We start from the raw sequence: 17249 nt of genomic DNA, 5'->3' as shown, positions 1-17249 counted from the left end.
GTTTGCATCCGGGGGGCTTCGTAGGCCGTGGGCGGACGAAGCTGCTTCGGAAGCGTCTTTTGATGCGTTCGGTGAGGCGCTTGCATGCGGCGAAGCTTCGTAGGTCGCCCGACGTCGCGGTCGCCGTGGCTGCGAGCGCCCACGATTGCGGTCCGGAGCGTTCGCTCCGGACGTCCCTAGGCGGGCCCCCCCTTCGTCATCTTCGTTGTCGCCTTCGGCGACTGCCTTCAGATTCCCTCGGGCGCATCGAGGTTGCTCGCAACCACGGCGCCCGCGCCGCCCATCGGGCATCGGCGTTGAATTGACGATTGGCTGCGCTACTTGGCGTCCGGTGTGTGAAACTTGCCCGGCGAAACGTCATCATCGCGACGCAAGACACCGCGTAAGCCCCCAAAGGCTGCCCGCGCGGCCGGCCGGGGGCGGGCACCGCAAGATATTCCTCTACCCCCCACCGTGGGCAAAAACCTAAAGAACTCGACTCGCCCCAGTACCGGTAAAGTTGAAACCACCAGAGCCTGGCGTGGCGGGGGCCTGGGGGGTGCGGGGCGTCAGATGCGCCCGAGGGAATCAGAAGGCAGCCGCCGGAGGCGGCAACGAGGATGACGAAGGGGGGGCCCGCCTAGGGAAGTCCGGAGCGAAGGCTCCGGACCGCAATCGCAGCCCCGCACCCCCCAGGCCCCCGCCACGCCAGGCGTCTAAAGAACCAAGTGAGCACCCACCTGAAAACCACCAGCCTCAAGAACCAACAAGAGCAAGCACTTGAGAAGACTGACAGCCTCAACAGAACCCCGAGCGCACCGCCGTCTCAGTGCGACCCACCGAGATAAGCCGCCACCACAGCCGGATCATGCTTCAACTTATCCGCGCTGCCATGCACTGAAATCCGCCCGTTCTCCAGCACATACCCGTAATCGGCCACATTGAGCGCCGCAGCGGCGAATTGCTCCACGAGCAGCATCGTGACACCCTCGTCCTTCAGCCGGGCAATGATCCGGAACACTTCTTCAACCAGGATCGGCGCCAGCCCCATCGAAGGCTCGTCCAGCAGCACCAGCTCCGGATTCAGCATCACCGCCCGCGCCATGGCCAGCATCTGCTGCTCGCCGCCCGACAGCGTGCCCGCCAACTGCTCGCGGCGTTCCTTCAGGCGAGGGAACAGATCCATCGCCCGGCCCAGATCTGCCTGCACATCGCCCTTCGGACGGCTGCCCGTCAGGCGTGGAAACGCGCCCAGCAGCAGATTGTCGGTAACTGACAGCGTCGGAAACACACGCCGGCCTTCCGGAGAATGCGCCAGGCCCAGCCGCGCGATCCGGTGCGACTCCAGCCCATCGATACGCTTGCCGCTCAGCGTGATCTCGCCCGCTGTCGGACGGATCATGCCCGACAGCGCTCGCATCGTCGTCGTCTTGCCGGCCCCGTTGGAGCCGATCAGCGTCACCACCTTCGCCTTCGGCACCTCCATGCTGATGCCATGCAGCACCTTGACCTTGCCGTAACCCGCTTCCAGATTCTTGATAGATAGCATCTTGTTGTCCCCTTGGCGTCAGGCGGGCGCGCCGCCCAGATACGCCTCGATGACCTTGGCGTTGCTTTGCACTTCGTTAGGCAGGCCCTCGGCGATCTTCTGGCCGAAGTCCAGCACCGAAACGGTATCGCACACCCCCATCACCACATCCATGTGATGCTCGATGAGGATCAGCGTGATGCCGTGGTCGCGCACCTTGCGGATGATGGCCAGCAGCTCCACGATGTCGGGCGCCGTCAGACCCGCCGCCGGCTCGTCCAGCAGCAGAAGCTGCGGATCCAGCGCCAGCGCGCGCGCGATCTCCAGCAGACGCTGCTTGCCGTAGGGCAGGTTGCGCGCTTCTTCGTTGGCGAGCGACTCCAGGCCCACGAACTCCAGCAGCGCCATCGCGCGGGCCCGGGCGCCCTGTTCCTCGCCCTTCCACTTCGGCGTGCGCAGCGCAATGCCGGCAATCCCCGTGGTGAACGTGTGATGCAGGCCCACCAGCACGTTCTCCAGCGCGGTCATCTCGCCAAAGAGCTGCACGTTCTGGAAGGTGCGGGCAATGCCCGTTTCGGCAATGTCCGCCGGGGCCAGGCCCACCAGCGACTTGCCCGAGAATTCCACGGCGCCGGCGGTCGGCACGTAGATGCCCGTCAGCACGTTCATCATCGTGCTCTTGCCCGAGCCGTTGGGGCCGATCAGCCCGTGGATGGTGCCCCGCTTGACGGTCAGGTCCACCTCGTTCAACGCCTTCAAGCCGCCAAACTGCATCAGCAGGCCCTTGGCCGCCAACAGCGTCTCGCCCTTGCCCGCGACCGCATCCGGCACGGCTTCCTGTTCCTTCACCAGATCCTTCTTGACCGTCAGCGCCGCGCGCCGGGTGGAGAAGAACAGGTTGCGCACAAAGCCCACGATGCCGTCGGGCAGGTAGTACACGACGAACAGGATCATGACGCCGAAGATCGTCAGGCGCCAATCGTTCAGCGCGTCCAGCCAGTACGAGAAGATCGCCAGCACGATGGTGCCCACGACCGGCACCGCGACCCGGCGCGGCTCGGCGCGGCCCTTGGAGACCGCGACAGCACTGCCCACCGTCACCAGGATCGCCACGGCCAGCGCGATCAGCCTGAAGGTGGCGATGTCGTCCAGCATCTTGGGCAGCAGCACGATGATGGAAGCGCCCAGCAGCGCGCCCGTGCGGCTCTTGCGGCCGCCCATGATGATGGCCAGCAGGAACAGGATGGTCAGTTCGAAGTTGTAGGTATTGGGCGAGATGTACTGTTCCGAGTACGAATACAGCGCGCCCGCCAGGCCGGCGAAACCGGCGCTGATGACGAAGGCGATCACTTTGTGCCGGTAGACCGACACGCCCATGCAGTCGGAGGCGATCGGGCTGTCGCGCAGAGCTTCGAACGAGCGGCCCAGGTGCGACTTCAGGATACGGTGCACCACGATCAGCGAGATCACCAGCAGCGCGCCCACCAGCCAGAAATACTCGCTCTTGGTCAGGATGTGTCCGCCAATCGACGGCTTGGGGATCTTGATGCCCAAGGGTCCTTCGGTCAGGAAGGTCATCTCGTTGATCAGGATCTGGATGATGGTGCCGAACGCCAGCGTCACCATCGCGAGGTACGGCCCGGTGACGCGCAACGCCGGCAGGGCCAGCACCGCCCCAAAGGCCGCGGCGATCAGGATCGCGGCGGGCAGGATCACCCAGATGGGCATCTGCAGGTGGAAGAACAGCACGCCCGCGACATACGAGCCGATGCCGAACAGGCCGGCATGGCCCAGCGACACCTGGCCGGTGTAGCCCACCACGATATCGAGCCCGAACAGCAGGATCGAATAAATCATGATGGTTTCGATCAGGTGCAGGTAATACGTGTTGGTTACGCCCAGCGGCACGGCGGCCAGGCAGGCCACGGCCACGACGGATAGCAATAGGTGCAGGGGTTTCATCGATTACACCTTCTTGATCGCGGTCTTGCCGAAAAGGCCGGCGGGCTTGAAGGTCAGTACGAGCAGCAGCAACACCAGTCCCGGCACGTCCTTGTACCCCGTTGAAAGATAGAAACCGGTGGTCGTCTCGGCGATCCCCAGGATCAGCCCGCCCACCACCACGCCCATCCCGCTGGACAGGCCGCCAATGATCGCGACGGCGAACGCCTTCAGGCCCAGCACCGCGCCCATGGTGGCGCCCGTGAGGGTCAGCGGCGCCACCAGCACGCCGGCGAACGCGGCCGTCAGCGACGACAGCGCGTAGGAAAATGTGATCACCATGCCGGTGTTGATGCCCATCAGGCCGGCGGCGTCGCGGTCGTTGGACGTGGCGACGAAAGCCTTGCCGTAGATGGACTTGCGGTTGAATATTTCCACCAGGATCATCATGCCCAGCGCGCCGAACACCACCAGCAGCTCCATGGGCAGGACATTGGCGCCCAGCACCTGGATGGGGGCTTCGGGCAAGGGCGAGGGAAAGCGCAGGTCGTCGCGGCCCCAGATGTTCTCGGCCACGTTCTTGAAGATGATCCCCAAGGCGATGGTGGCCATGATCCAGCCGAACTCCGACCGCGCCTTGATGGCCGGCCTGACGCCGACCCGCTCGACCAGCGCGCCCTGCGCGAAGCCGAAGATGCAGACGATGGGGATCATGACCCAGTAGTTCACGCCCAGGCCGACGAGCGTGAGGCCGACGAGCGCGCCCAGCATCAGGGCTTCGCCCTGGCCGAAGTTCAGCGTGCCCGATGTGGCGAATGTGAGCTGGTATCCGAACGCGATGACGGCATAGATCATGCCTAGCGCGATACCGCTATAGATGAGCTGTAGAAGAATCATGGTGTGTGTCTTGAGGCGCTGTGTTCCGTCCCAACCCCCTTGGGCAGAACGCTGTTTTCAGGCGGCTGCATGCCACGCGCCCCTGGGGAGGGGCGCGGGCGGCGGCGGCTGGGCAGCCGCCGCCTTCCTGCTTGTCGGGATTTAGTTGGCCTTGACCACGCGGCCGCCCTTGACCTCGCCGATGACCACTTCCTTGGCGGTGATCGCGTCGTGGTTGTCGGCGGAGAACGGCTTGTTGTAGACCATCACCACGCCTTCGACCGGCGTTTGCAGGTTTTCCAGCGCCTCGCGCACCTTGGCGCCATCGGTGGAGTTGGCCTGCTTGATGGCCGCGGCCAGAAGGAGGATGGAGTCATAGCCCTGGGCCGCGGACACGGCGGAGTCGATGCGGTCGTTCTTGGGCTTGAACTTGGCCAGGTAGGCGTCGATGAAGGCCTTGCGCTTGGGCGTGTCCGGGTCCTGGATGAAGGTCTGCGGCATGCGCGCGCCTTCGCCGTTGGCGCCGGAGTTGTCGATGTAGTTGGCCATCGCCAGCGTCCAGCTTCCGATGATCGGCACCTTCCAGCCCAGCTTGGTCATGCCGTTGGCGATCTGCGCCAGTTCGGGACCGATGCCGTAGGTCAGCACGGCTTCGGCCCCAGCGGCCTTGGCCTTCAACAGCTGGGCCGTCATGTCGACGTCCTTGATGTTGAACTTTTCCACGGCCACGGGCTTGATGCCCTTGCCGGCCAGGGCCTTTTCCAGATCCTCGCGGCCCAACTGGCCGTAGTTGGTGGAGTCGGCCAGGATCGCCACTTTCTTGAAGCCGCGGCGGGTGATCGCTTCTTCCACGATCATCGGGGCCTGGATGCTGTCGTGCGCCGCATTGCGGAACACGTAATTGTTGGGATATTCCGGCGCCTTGAATTGATGCGTGATCACGCTGCCGGTGGCCACGTTGTTGAACACGGGGATCTTGGCGTCCTGGTAGAAGCGTTGGGAGGCCAGCGCCACACCGGTATTGATGTAGCCGACGGTGGCCGTCACCTGTTCCTTGTTGATCAGCTCCTGGGCGATCTGCACGCCGCGCTCGTTCTTGGCTTCGTCGTCGCGTTCGACGGCGACGAGCTGGCGGCCGAGCACGCCGCCGTTCTTATTGACCTCTTCGATCGCCAGACGCACACCGTCGCGCATGCTGACACCCATGGAGGACGAACCGCCGGTGTACGGGCCGGCTACGCCGATCTTGATGGGGTCGGCGGCGTAGGACGCGGCCGATGCGGCAAATGCGAGGGTTCCTGCGAGCAGCTTCAAACGAAAATCCATGGATGTCTCCGTTGTAATTAGTAGAACTGCGTGGAAAACCGTGTGCCGGCGCCAGTCGGCGGGAAGAAGTGTTCTGGCGCTCTCCTGTGTCGTGTGTTGAGACTGTCTGCTTAATCGCTTACGCGAATCTGACCCGGCGGCGTTTTTCCGCGTAAATACCTAGTACGGACGCACGGGGTTCCTGTCATTGCGCTGAAAAGCGGGATGAGACCGAACGGAGCGGGGCGCGAGGCGCACGCCATGAGGCCGGATGGGACAGTCACGGTGGCCGCATGCTAGCCAGCGTGGCGCGACGGCGCGCGGAATTTCATTCCGCCCGGGGCTGGAAATTTATTCCTGACCGGCTCGCAGGCCGCATGGCCATTGGGATGCCTGTTTGCACACGTCGGCCAGCCATAGGGAAAACGCTTGGGCTGCGCCACCGGGCGGGCGCGACGATTCGGTGCACAGGTGGTACTGGGATTCGCCGGGAATCTCGATGTCCAGCAGCCGCACGAGCTTGCCTTCGTCGAGCCATTCGGCCGCCAGCGTGCGGCGCGTAAGCGCGATGCCCTGGCCGGCGCGCGCGGCCGCCAGCATCATGCCCAGGTCCACCAGCCAGACGCCGCGCGAAGGCTCGGGCCAATCCAGGCCGGCCGCCGCCAGCCAGGGGCGCCACGGCTCCATCGGGCAGCGCAGCAGGTCCGCGCGGGCAAGGTCCTTGGGGTGGATGAACGGACCCCGCGCGTCGCGGTATGCCGGGGAGCAGACCGCGAACACTGGATCTTCCGTCAGTTGGCGCGCATGCAGGCCGGGGTATTTGCCGATCCCGAAGCGCACCCAGACATCGGCGTTGGGCGGCATGATGTCGAGGTACGGGATCGACAGCATGATCTCCAGCTCCACATCGGGGTGTGCCGCCGTGAATTCGGGAAGGCTGGGGATCAGCACCTGGCGGGCGAAGGTGGGCGTGGATACGACGCGCAGCGTTTCCAGCTTGGGCTCGCCGCGCTTGTGCAGCGAGGCGTCCGACAGCAGGTCCAACGCGGTGCGCACCTGTTCCAGGTATTCGCGCCCGGCGGCGCTCAGCGTGGCGCCGCGGCTGCTGCGAATGAAGAGGGTGACGTCCAGCAGCGCCTCCAGCGCGGCAATCCGCTTGCCGATGGCGCTGGCGGTGACGAAGAGTTCTTCGCTGGCGCGCTCGAACGATCCCAGCCGGGCAGCCGCTTCAAACGCCTGGATGGCGGCGAGCGGCGGCAGGCGCACGTCTTTGGAAGAGGAGGCTCCACGCATGGCCGTCTGGCGGGCCGGCGGTGGGCCCGACGAAAAGTGGTGAAGGGCCGATTATAAAAGTGTTGGCGCGGGCAGGCCGTGGCCGTATTGCTGGAGCACCTGTGCAATCACCACGCGGTAGCCGTCCAGCCATTGGGATTGGCCGCTCCAGTTGAACGCCGGTCAGATGCCCTTGACCGCCAGGCTGACGGCCAGGCCGGCCATGACCGCGGCAATGACGCCGTCCAGGATGCGCCAGGCGGCCGCACTGGCGAAGAACGGCGCGAACAGCCGCGAGCCGATGCCCAGCACGGCCAGCCACAGCAGACTGGCCGTGAAGGCGCCCGCGGCGAACGCCATGCGCGCGTCGTCAAAACCGTGCGCGAGCGAACCGACCACCACCATGTCCAGCCAGAAATGCGGATTGAGCAGCGAAAAGCCCAATGCGCCCAGCATCGCGGCGCGACGCGACGGCACCACGTCGCGCGCGGCGGCCAGCCCGCCCGTCGCGGTCCAGGCGCGGCGCGCGGATTGCGCGGCATACCAGGTCAGAAAGGCCACGCCGAACCACAGCACGGCGGTGGTCAGCCAGGGGAACCAGGACGTCAGCGCCTGCAAGCCGGACACGCTGGCGAAGATGAACACGGCGTCGATCAGCGCGCAGATGGCGACCACGCTGAGCAGATGCGCGCGCATCAACCCCTGGCGCAGGATGAACGCGCTTTGCGCGCCCACGACGGCGAACAGGCCCAGCCCGGTGGCGGTGCCGCTGGCCCAGGCAGTGAGAAATAGGGGGGATGACAAGGTGGTGAACATGATGCGTGTACCTGTGACTGCAACGCCTGTGGCGGCGCTTTGATGACGGCGCCGGGCGCTGTAAGCGCACCGGTGACGCTATTCTCCCTTGCCTGTAATATGAAATACAGCTAATTTTGCTTCACTATATTAAGTAAATCTAATGACATGAAAATCGATCATGGGAACCTGCGCGCGCTGGCCGCCGTCGTGCGCGAGGGCAGCTTCGAAAGGGCTGCGCTGTCCTTGAGCGTGACGCCCTCGGCGGTATCGCAACGGATCAAGGCGCTGGAAGACCGCATGGGCCGGTTGCTGGTCCAGCGCACCGTCCCCGCCGCCGCCACCACGGACGGCCAGGTGCTCGTCCAGCTTGCCGAGCAGACGGCCCTGCTGGAGCACGACGCGCTGAACCGGCTGGGCGTGGCCGACGACGACGTGCCGAATGCCAGCATTCCGATCGCCGTCAACCATGACAGCCTGGAGACCTGGTTTGTCGACGCGGCCCTGCAATTCGCGGGCCGCACGCGGGCCACGCTGGACATGCAGTCCGACGATCAGGACCACACCGCGGCCTTGCTGCGCAACGGATCGGTGCTGGGCGCCGTGACCACGCTGGCGGATCCGGTGCAGGGCTGCCGCATCCATGCGCTGGGCAGCATGCGCTACGTGGCCACCTGCACGCCGCAGTATCACAAGCGTTATTTTTCCTCGGGCGTCAACGCGCAGACACTAGCGCAAGCGCCGGTGCTGGTCTTCAACCGCAAGGACGCCTTGCAGGCGCGCTTTGCCCACAAGATCGCGGATCCGGCGCCATGGCAGCCGCCGGTCTGGTGGGTGCCGTCCACGCGGGCGTTCGTCCAGGCCACGCTGGGCGGCCTGGGCTGGACCATGAATCCGCTGCCGCTCGTGCAGGAACATCTTGATGCCGGTCAACTGGTGCTGCTGCGCGCGCGCGCCTGGGAAGACGTGCCGCTCTACTGGCAGCATTGGCGGGTAAACTCCGAGGCGATGGAAGCCTTGACCGACTCGGTTCTGTCAGCCGCCCGCAGTCTGGTCCGGCGGCGTTAACCCCTTAGGAGGATACCCATGAACATCCGCAAGTTTGCCGCCATCGCCGCCCTCGGCCTGTGCACCGCCGGTTCGGCGTGGGCAAAGGACTACAAGGTCGGGCAGATCGAGGTCGACGACCTCTGGGTCCGCGCTTCGGCGCCGGGCCAGGCCAACGGCGCGGGGTATATGGATATCGACAATGATGCCAAGGCCGCCGACCGCCTGCTTTCGGTGTCTTCGGACGCCGCCGAGCGCGTCGAGCTGCACACGGTGCAGACCGAGAACGGTGTGTCGAAGATGCGCCAGGTCGAAGGCGGCATCGCGCTGCCCGCCGATACCGAGGTCAAGCTCAGCCCTGGCGGCTACCACGTCATGTTCATCAAGCTGAAGGCGCCCTTCAAGGACGGCGCCACGGTGCCGGCCACGCTGAAGTTCGAGAAGGCCGGAGAAGTGGCCGTGCAGTTCAAGGTCAAGCCGGCCTCGCACAACCCCGGCATGAGCCACGGCGGCATGGAACACGGCGCGATGAAGCACTGAGCGCCCTGCGCTGCCCGCGAGTTCCGTCTCCGATCAGGCAGGTCTGCCCTTGATCAGGCAGGCCCGCTCCCAATCAGGCCGGTCTACCCCGACCGAGGCCGCGCGGAGCCGGGCTCTGCCGGTCCGCAGCGGCGCCCCCTGGGGGAAGCGCGCAGCGCTTCGGGGGGGGTTATTAATACAGCCCTTGCTGGCGCATTGCGTCGGCGACCTTGACGAAGCCTGCGATGTTGGCGCCGTCCAGGTAGTTCACGTATTCGCGCTCGGTGTGGCCGTGGCGTACGCAGTTTTCGTGGATGTCGCGCATGATGGCGTGCAGGCGGGTGTCCACTTCTTCGCGGGTCCAGGCGATGCGGGCCGAGTTCTGCGCCATTTCCAGGCCGGAAACGGCGACGCCACCAGCGTTGCTGGCCTTGCCCGGGGCATACAGCACCCGCGCGGCGATGAAGGCCTTGCCAGCCTCCAGCGTGGCGGGCATGTTGGCGCCTTCCGCCACGCACACGACGCCGTTCTTGATCAGCGTCTGGGCATCGGCCAGTTCCAGTTCGTTCTGGGTGGCGCAGGGCAGGGCGACGTCGACCGGCACGTGCCACGGGCGCTTGCCGGCTTCGTACTGCAGGCCGAACTGCCTGGCATACGTGTCCAGGCGGCCTCGCAAGTCATTCTTGATGTGCATCAGCGCCACCAGCTTCTCATGCGTGAAGCCGGCCTCGTCCACGACGGTGCCGTTCGAATCCGAGATCGTGACGACACGGGCGCCCAGCGCCATGGCCTTCTCGATGGCGTATTGCGCCACGTTGCCCGAGCCCGACACGGATACGCGCAGGCCGTCGAAGGACTTGCCCGCGCGCTTGAGCATTTCTTCCGCGAAGTACACGGTGCCGTAGCCGGTGGCCTCGGGGCGGATCAGGCTGCCGCCGAAGGTCAGGCCCTTGCCGGTGAAAACGCTGGCGGTCGAGTTGGAGAGCTTCTTCATCATGCCGGCCATGAAGCCGACCTCACGCGCGCCCACGCCGATATCGCCGGCCGGCACGTCGGTGTCCGGACCCAGGTGGCGGTACAGCTCGATCATCAGGGCCTGGCAGAAGCGCATGACCTCGGCGTCGGACTTGCCCTTGGGGTCGAAGTCGGAACCGCCCTTGCCGCCGCCCATGGGCAGCGTGGTCAGCGAGTTCTTCAGGGTCTGTTCGAAGGCCAGGAACTTCAGGATCGACAGGTTCACCGACGGATGAAAGCGCATGCCGCCCTTGAACGGGCCGATGGCCGAGCTGTGCTGGATGCGGAAAGCGCGGTTGATCTGGGCGCGGCCCTGGTCATCGGTCCAGCACACCCGGAACTGGATCACGCGTTCGGGCTCCACCAGGCGCTCGAGCACGGCATGCTCGGCGTAGTGCGGGTGCTTTTCAATGAAAGGCCACAGGCTCAGCATCACCTCCTGGACGGCTTGCATGAACTCGGGCTGCTGCGGATCGCGCGCGGCGACGCCACGCAGGAAGTCGTCCAGACTCTGCACTTTCAACATGATCTCCTCGGGGTGCTTCGAATAGGTGCGGGCTGCGCCATTTTGGGGCGCGAACCATTTATTTTGGTGCATGCCTGCACCTGAGTGGTGCGGAATTGTAGGGGCAAATTGTTGCCCTGCGCAAAGCGGGAAAGCGCGCCATCGCCTTGATATCAAAAGGCTTTTTTTGCGATAAAAATAGGGACGCTTGTCGGTGGTGCGTCGCGGCCGAGGGGCTTGGAATCCAGCTTACAGGGCCAGATGTCTTGAATTCCCTAGGGAAATTGATGCGGCCCCAATTAAATTGGCAGGCAGATCATGGGGAGGTATGCCCGCCTCCAGGGGAAAAGCGCACTCGTGCGAGTCGCTTTCAACCCCTCGGGATCGTGACATGCCATTATTATGTCCCCAATATATATTTGAGAAAAATCAGGCCGTGCCGCCGTGCTGAGGGAGCAAGACGCGCCGCGCGGCCCGTAGCAGGCGCCGGCCGCCTCGCCGCCGGCCGCCCTGGCGGTCAGAGCGCGGTGTCGTAGTCGATCGTCAAGGGGGCGTGGTCCGAAAAGCGTTCATCCTTGTAGATGGCCACGTTGCGAGCCTTGGCGGCGATGCCGGGCGTGGCGATCTGGTAATCGATGCGCCACCCCACGTTCTTCGCCCAGGCCTGGCCGCGATTGCTCCACCAGGTGTACTGGTCGGGGCGGTCGTCGATGGTGCGGAACACGTCCACGAAGCCTCGCTTGTCGAACACGTCCGTCAGCCATGCGCGCTCTTCGGGCAGGAAGCCTGAGTTTTTCAAGTTGCCTTTCCAATTCTTCAGGTCGATTTCCTTGTGCGCGATGTTCCAGTCGCCGCAAATGACGAATTCGCGGCCGGTCGTCTTGTGTTCGTGCATCAGCGCGTCGATCCATGGGCCGAAGCGGTCCAGGAAGCGGTACTTCGCCTGCTGCCGTTCGTCGCCGCTGGAGCCCGAGGGCAGGTAGGCGCTGATCACCGACAGGTTCTTCCAGTCGGCGCGGATGATGCGGCCTTCGGGGTCGAACTCTTCGCAGCCCAGACCGATGTTCACGCGCTCCGCCGCGTCGCGCAGGTAGATGCCCACGCCGCTGTAGCCCTTCTTCACCGCGTGGTGGAAGTGGCCGGTATAACCGGGCGGATGACGCAGATCTTCGGTCAGGTCATCGTGCGAGACCTTGATTTCCTGAAGGCACAGCACGTCCGCCGCGTGCTTTTCCATCCACGGTTGCAGGCCCTTGCGGAAGGCGGACCGGATGCCATTGAGATTGATCGACGTGATGCGCAGCAAAGCGAAACTCCTGTAGTGCGGCCGCGGGGAGACCGGGCAATGCCAGGAATTTAACCGACTCGGTGGCGGCGCCCTGGAATCGTCCCGACAACGGATAAAATGCCCAGGTTTGCCACCTACCGGATCCATTCGAATGCCCGCCGCCCACCCTTCCGCCACCGCCCTTGATTTCGTCCGATTCGCCCTGCAAGAGGGCGTACTGCGTTTCGGCAGCTTCAAGGTCAAGTCGGGCCGTATCAGTCCCTATTTCTTCAATGCCGGACTGTTCAACAGCGGCGGCTCGGTCGGCAAGCTGGCGCGCTTCTACGCCCAGGCGCTGCTGGATTCGGGCGTGCAGTTCGATATGCTTTTCGGTCCCGCGTACAAGGGCATCCCGCTCGCCACGGCCACGGCCGTGGCGCTGGCCGGGCACCCCGACATGCAGGGCCGCGGCGACGTGCCGTTCGCGTACAACCGCAAGGAAGCCAAGGACCACGGCGAAGGCGGCACGCTGGTCGGGGCGCCGCTCAAGGGCAAGGTCGTCATCATCGACGACGTGATCACGGCCGGGACGTCGGTGCGCGAATCGGTGGAGATCATCCGGGCCGCGGGAGCGGAGCCGGCGGCGGTGCTGATCGCCATGGACCGGATGGAGCGGGCCGGGCCGGACGATGCCCTGTCGCCGCATTCCGCCGTGCAGGACGTGGCCAAGACCTATGGCATTCCGGTGGTGGCGATTGCGTCGCTGACGGACATCCTGGCCCTGCTGCAGGACGATGCGTCGTTCGCGGAAAATCGCGATGCGGTGTTGGCGTATCGGACGAAGTACGGGGTGAAGTAACCCTTGTGCGTGCGGGGCGGCATGTGTTGCATGGTCTTGCTACCCATAGCGGACCATCGGCTCAGCCACGCCGTGGGGCTGGCCCCACACGGATACGCCGCATGCCCGTGCGGCGTCGGCCAGCTTTCGGTCAAACGTTGCCAGATGTCTGCCGCTTCTCAGCGCCAGTTCCAGATAGCTGGCGTCATAGGCGGTCAACGCGTGCGAACGCGCCAATTGGCAGACGCTGGCGATTCGAAAGGCGGCCGCGGACAGGTCCCGCACGATCGGCAGCCTGCTCAGAATCCGATTGAATGAGGCAAGCTGGTCCTGGGAGACCAGATGGCTCCGTTCTGCGCGTAGCATGCCGTTGGCGATCTCCAGGTGCCAGATTGGAGGTACCGTGCTTTGGGAGTCGTGAGCGACCTCGAGTAGATGCCTGGCCAAAAGGCTTTCCTGGGCGTCGGTGCGTCCAAGCAACCAGGCAAGCGTGACCGAGGCATCCAGCACCATGCTTGTTTGGCTCATTCGCGGCCCTCTTCAATCCAGGCGCGAATCACGTCGTGCGCAATCGCGGGACCACGTACAAACTGCTTCAGTTCTTCGATGGCGTCGTGGGCGTCCAGGGTCGTTCCTGGGAGTGTCGGGGTCAAGCGCGCGCAACGTACGCCATCCACCGTGACAACGAAATGCTGTCCTTTGCTGACTGCCAACAGGTACTCCATGAATTGGTCGCGCAATTGCTCATCGCTGATTTCGATGTACTTCATGGCGATTCTCCGGTCACGTGTTAACGATTGACCGTCCCATTCTTCGCCAAAGAAAAAGCCGCGGCAATGTGCCGCGGCCTCTTATCAGCCTGATTCCCGTGAGAGCACTCAGCTATCGAGCTTCTGCTTCAGCAGATCGTTCACCTGCTGCGGATTGGCCTTGCCGCGGGCGGCCTTCATGATCTGGCCGACCAGCGAGTTGAACGCCTTCTGCTTGCCGGCGCGGTATTCCTCGACGATGGCCGGGTTGGCCGCCAGCACTTCGTCGATCATGGCGCCGATGGCGCCCGTGTCGCTGATCTGCTTCAAGCCGCGAGCGTCGATGATGGCGTCGGCGTCGCCGCCGTTTTCACCGGCCCACATGGCGCCAAAGACTTCCCGGGCGATCTTGTTGGAGACCGTGCCGTCGATGATGCGGCCGATCAGGGCGGCCAGCGCCGGCGCCTGGACCGGTGAATCGGCGATGCCCTTTTCTTCCTTGTTCAACGCGGCGGCGACTTCGCCCATGACCCAGTTGGCCGCCAGCTTGGCCTGGCCCGCGGGCAGCGCGTGCGCCACGGCCTCGAAGTAGGCAGCCAGGTCGCGGGCGACGGTCAGTTGTGCGGCGTCGTAGGCGGGCAGGCCGTATTCCGATTCGAAGCGGGCGCGCTGGGCGGCCGGCAGCTCGGGCATGGCGGCGCGGACCTCGTCCACCCAGGCGCTGGAAATCACCAGCGTGGGCAGATCCGGATCCGGGAAGTAGCGGTAGTCGTGCGCGTCTTCCTTGCTGCGCATGCTGCGCGTTTCGTCGCGGTCGGCGTCGTACAGGCGGGTTTCCTGGACGACGGTGCCGCCGTCCTCGATCAGCTCGATCTGGCGGCGGGCCTCATAGACGATGGCCCGTTCCAGGAAGCGGAACGAGTTGACGTTCTTGATCTCGGTGCGGGTGCCGAATTCTTTCTGGCCCACGGGGCGCACCGACACGTTGGCGTCGCAGCGGAACGAGCCTTCCTGCATGTTGCCGTCGCAGATGCCCAGCCAGACGACCAGGCTGTGCAGCGCGCGGGCGTAGGCCACGGCCTCGGCGGCCGAGCGCATTTCGGGCTCGGTCACGATTTCCAGCAGCGGGGTGCCTGCACGGTTCAGGTCGATGCCGCTGGCGGGGGCGCCATTGGCCAGGTTGAAGTCGTCGTGCAAGGATTTGCCGGCATCTTCTTCCAGGTGGGCGCGGGTCAGGTTGACGGTCTTTTCCTCTTCGCCCACGAAGAACGACAGCGTCCCGCCCACGACCACCGGCAGCTCGTATTGGCTGATCTGGTAGCCCTTGGGCAGGTCGGGATAGAAGTAGTTCTTGCGCGCGAAGACCGAGCGCGGCGCGATGGTGGCGCCCACGGCCAGGCCGAAGCGGATGGCGCGTTCGGCCGCGCCGCGGTTCATGACCGGCAGGCTGCCCGGCAGCGCCAGGTCGACCTCGTTGGCGTGCGTGTTGGGCGCGGCGCCGAACTGCGTGCTGCTGCCCGAAAAAATCTTGGAGCCGGTGGAAAGCTGGGTGTGCGTTTCCAGGCCGATGACGATTTCCCAGTTCATGTTCTCAGCCTTGCTGGACAGGGGCACGCTTGTGCCAGTCCGTCACTTGTTGGTAGCGGTCGGCGATGGCCAGCAGGCGGCCTTCGTCGAAGTAGTTGCCGATGATCTGCAGGCCGATGGGGCGGTTCTGTTTTTCGCCACCCAAGCCGCAAGGGACCGACATGGCCGGCAGGCCCGCCAGGCTGACGCCCAGCGTGTAGACGTCGGCCAGCCAGTCGGCGGTCGGGTCGTCGCGGTTGTCGCCGATGTTCTTGGCCACCGTGGGCGTGACCGGGCCCATGATGACGTCGCACTGGCCGGCGTAGGCGCGCTGGAAGTCCTGCGCGATCAGGCGGCGCAGGCGCTGCGCCTGCAGGTAGTAGGCGTCGTAGTAGCCATGGGACAGCACGTAGGTGCCGATCAGGATGCGGCGCTTGACCTCGTCGCCGAAGCCTTCGGCGCGCGAACGGCTGATCATCTCATCCAGGTTGCCGTACTGCGCGGCGCGGTGGCCGTAGCGCACGCCGTCGTAGCGGGCCAGATTGCTGGACGCTTCGGCGGGGGCGATGACGTAGTAGGCGGGGATGGCCAGTTCGGTGCGCGGGAGCGACACCGGCACGCGCACGGCGCCCAGCGCTTCGAATTGCACCAGCGCGGCTTCCACCGCGGCGGCCACGTCCGGCGCCAGGCCGGCGCCGAAGTATTCGTCGGGCACCCCGATGCGCAGGCCCTTCAGGGGCTGGCTGCCGGCGGCGTCGAAACGGCCCTGCGCGGCGTCGAAGTCGCGGCGCACACGGCCCGGCTCGTTCACGGCGGCATCGCATTTTTCCAGGCTGGTGGCGTCGCGCGGGTCAAAGCCGCTGATGACGTCCAGCAGTTCGAGCAGGTCGCGGCTGCTGGGGGCCAGCGGCCCGGCCTGGTCCAGGCTGGAGCCGAAGGCCACCATGCCGTAGCGCGACACGGTGCCGTAGGTCGGCTTGATGCCGCTGACGCCGCACAGGGCGGCCGGCTGGCGAACCGAGCCGCCGGTGTCGGTGCCCGTGGCCGCGGCCACCAGGCGCGCGGCCACGGCCGCGGCGGACCCGCCCGAGGAGCCGCCAGGCACGGCGGCATGGTCCCAGGGGTTCTTCACGGCGCCGTAGGCGGAGTTCTCGTTGCCGGAACCCATGGCGAATTCGTCGCAGTTCAGCTTGCCCAGCGACACCGCGCCGGCTTCGCCCAGGCGTTCCACGACGGTGGCGTCGAACGGGCTGACGTAGCCGTCGAGCATCTTGCTGCCGGCGGTGGTACGCCAGCCGCGGGTCACGAAGGCGTCCTTGTGGGCAATCGGGATGCCGGCCAGGGGGCCCGCCGTGCCGGCCGCCAGCGCCGCGTCGGCCGCGCGCGCCTGCGCCAGCGTCAATTCGGCGTCAATATGTAAAAAGCTATTCAGGCTGGCGGCCGCTTCGGCGGCCGCCAAGCCGCTTTGGGCGAGCTCGACGGCGCTGACCTGGCGTTGCCCGAGGGCCGCGCGCAGGGCGGCGATCCCCTCGAATTGGGTATGCAGAGCGGGTTTAGTCATGACTTAATCCAGGACCTTGGGAACCAGGAACAAGCCTTCCTGGGCATCGGGGGCATTGGCCAGCAGCGCCGCGCGGCGCGCTTCCGAACTGGCTTCGGTCACGGCGTCTTCACGCAGGCGCAGCACAATGTCCTCGTGGGCGGACAGGGGATGGGCCAGCGGTTCGACGCCTTGGGTATCGACGGACTGGAGCCGTTCGATCAGGTGGAGGATGCCGTTGAGCTCCGCCTGCGCGACGGTGCGCTGGTCGGGAGTCAGTTCGATTCTGGCCAGCCGGGCAATGCGGGCCACATCTTTGTCATTGAGCGCCATGGGGGGATTGCAAAATAGATAGCGAAGGCCGAAGGGCGGGACCGGGCAGTATGCATACGCCGAACCCGTTACAAAGCTTGAATAGCCTGCATTTATGCGCTATTTCCGGTGAAATTATAAGTTATGATTCACGGTTTAATCGCCGTGATGACAGGCGGACCCGTCGTTTTTCGGG

The 17249-nt window shown here is 65.3% G+C and carries 16 protein-coding genes; 3 read left to right on the top strand and 13 right to left on the bottom strand.

Going from position 1 to position 17249, the window contains the following annotated elements; all coding sequences use genetic code 11:
• Nucleotides 1–805: 805 nt before the first annotated feature.
• The 6 genes from ASE30_RS18550 to ASE30_RS18525 form a co-directional block, all read right to left on the bottom strand.
• On the bottom strand, nucleotides 806–1528 hold the full coding sequence (locus ASE30_RS18550) for an ABC transporter ATP-binding protein (protein WP_057285728.1): 723 nt from the start codon (nucleotides 1526–1528) through the stop codon (nucleotides 806–808).
• Between the two features lie 18 nt (nucleotides 1529–1546).
• Nucleotides 1547–3469 (bottom strand): ATP-binding cassette domain-containing protein, encoded by a 1923-nt coding sequence (locus ASE30_RS18545; protein WP_057285727.1) that lies wholly within the window; start codon nucleotides 3467–3469, stop codon nucleotides 1547–1549.
• 3 nt (nucleotides 3470–3472) lie between these two features.
• Nucleotides 3473–4345: a branched-chain amino acid ABC transporter permease gene (locus ASE30_RS18540; RefSeq protein WP_057285726.1), complete on the bottom strand. Its 873-nt coding sequence runs from the start codon at nucleotides 4343–4345 to the stop codon at nucleotides 3473–3475.
• Nucleotides 4346–4486: 141 nt separating this feature from the next.
• Nucleotides 4487–5650: an ABC transporter substrate-binding protein gene (locus tag ASE30_RS18535; RefSeq protein WP_057285725.1), complete on the bottom strand. Its 1164-nt coding sequence runs from the start codon at nucleotides 5648–5650 to the stop codon at nucleotides 4487–4489.
• 330 nt (nucleotides 5651–5980) lie between these two features.
• Nucleotides 5981–6922, bottom strand: coding sequence for a LysR substrate-binding domain-containing protein (locus tag ASE30_RS18530; protein ID WP_057285724.1), 942 nt, complete (start codon nucleotides 6920–6922; stop codon nucleotides 5981–5983).
• Between the two features lie 162 nt (nucleotides 6923–7084).
• Nucleotides 7085–7717 (bottom strand): LysE/ArgO family amino acid transporter, encoded by a 633-nt coding sequence (locus ASE30_RS18525; RefSeq protein ID WP_057285723.1) that lies wholly within the window; start codon nucleotides 7715–7717, stop codon nucleotides 7085–7087.
• Nucleotides 7718–7864: 147 nt separating this feature from the next.
• Between ASE30_RS18525 and ASE30_RS18520 the strand changes: the two genes are divergently transcribed.
• Nucleotides 7865–8764 carry a LysR family transcriptional regulator ArgP gene (locus tag ASE30_RS18520; protein ID WP_057285722.1) on the top strand — a complete coding sequence of 300 codons (900 nt, stop codon included), beginning with the start codon at nucleotides 7865–7867 and terminating at the stop codon, nucleotides 8762–8764.
• An 18-nt stretch (nucleotides 8765–8782) separates the two neighbouring features.
• Nucleotides 8783–9283 (top strand): copper chaperone PCu(A)C, encoded by a 501-nt coding sequence (locus ASE30_RS18515; RefSeq protein WP_057285721.1) that lies wholly within the window; start codon nucleotides 8783–8785, stop codon nucleotides 9281–9283.
• A 172-nt stretch (nucleotides 9284–9455) separates the two neighbouring features.
• Here the strand turns inward: ASE30_RS18515 and gdhA are convergent, their stop codons facing one another.
• Together gdhA and ASE30_RS18505 are read right to left on the bottom strand one after the other, a co-directional pair.
• A complete protein-coding gene (gene gdhA / locus ASE30_RS18510; protein ID WP_057285937.1) occupies nucleotides 9456–10802 on the bottom strand; it encodes an NADP-specific glutamate dehydrogenase in 1347 nt (448 codons plus the stop codon).
• A gap of 496 nt (nucleotides 10803–11298) precedes the next feature.
• Nucleotides 11299–12087 (bottom strand): exodeoxyribonuclease III, encoded by a 789-nt coding sequence (locus ASE30_RS18505; protein ID WP_057285720.1) that lies wholly within the window; start codon nucleotides 12085–12087, stop codon nucleotides 11299–11301.
• A gap of 133 nt (nucleotides 12088–12220) precedes the next feature.
• Here ASE30_RS18505 and pyrE point away from each other — a divergent pair, with 133 nt between their 5' ends.
• Nucleotides 12221–12907, top strand: coding sequence for an orotate phosphoribosyltransferase (pyrE, locus tag ASE30_RS18500; protein ID WP_057285719.1), 687 nt, complete (start codon nucleotides 12221–12223; stop codon nucleotides 12905–12907).
• 39 nt (nucleotides 12908–12946) lie between these two features.
• Here the strand turns inward: pyrE and ASE30_RS18495 are convergent, their stop codons facing one another.
• From ASE30_RS18495 to gatC, 5 genes are all read right to left on the bottom strand, one after another.
• Nucleotides 12947–13414, bottom strand: coding sequence for a type II toxin-antitoxin system VapC family toxin (locus ASE30_RS18495; RefSeq protein ID WP_057285718.1), 468 nt, complete (start codon nucleotides 13412–13414; stop codon nucleotides 12947–12949).
• A complete protein-coding gene (locus ASE30_RS18490) occupies nucleotides 13411–13656 on the bottom strand; it encodes a hypothetical protein (RefSeq protein WP_057285717.1) in 246 nt (81 codons plus the stop codon). The genes ASE30_RS18495 and ASE30_RS18490 overlap by 4 nt, the downstream gene beginning before the upstream one ends.
• A gap of 108 nt (nucleotides 13657–13764) precedes the next feature.
• Nucleotides 13765–15222 carry an Asp-tRNA(Asn)/Glu-tRNA(Gln) amidotransferase subunit GatB gene (gene gatB / locus ASE30_RS18485; protein ID WP_057285936.1) on the bottom strand — a complete coding sequence of 486 codons (1458 nt, stop codon included), beginning with the start codon at nucleotides 15220–15222 and terminating at the stop codon, nucleotides 13765–13767.
• A 4-nt stretch (nucleotides 15223–15226) separates the two neighbouring features.
• The gene (gene gatA, locus ASE30_RS18480; RefSeq protein WP_057285716.1) at nucleotides 15227–16762 is read right to left on the bottom strand and encodes an Asp-tRNA(Asn)/Glu-tRNA(Gln) amidotransferase subunit GatA; all 1536 of its coding nucleotides are present in this window, start codon (nucleotides 16760–16762) and stop codon (nucleotides 15227–15229) included.
• A gap of 3 nt (nucleotides 16763–16765) precedes the next feature.
• Entirely contained in the window at nucleotides 16766–17074 is a 309-nt protein-coding gene (gene gatC / locus ASE30_RS18475; RefSeq protein ID WP_057285715.1) for an Asp-tRNA(Asn)/Glu-tRNA(Gln) amidotransferase subunit GatC, read from the bottom strand.
• Nucleotides 17075–17249 lie beyond the last annotated feature (175 nt).

Origin of the sequence: Achromobacter sp. Root83 (genome assembly GCF_001428845.1) — a bacterium.
Lineage (GTDB): Bacteria > Pseudomonadota > Gammaproteobacteria > Burkholderiales > Burkholderiaceae_B > Achromobacter.
The sequence above is the reverse complement of the archived record's forward strand: the minus strand, read 5'-3'. Positions and strand labels throughout refer to the sequence as shown.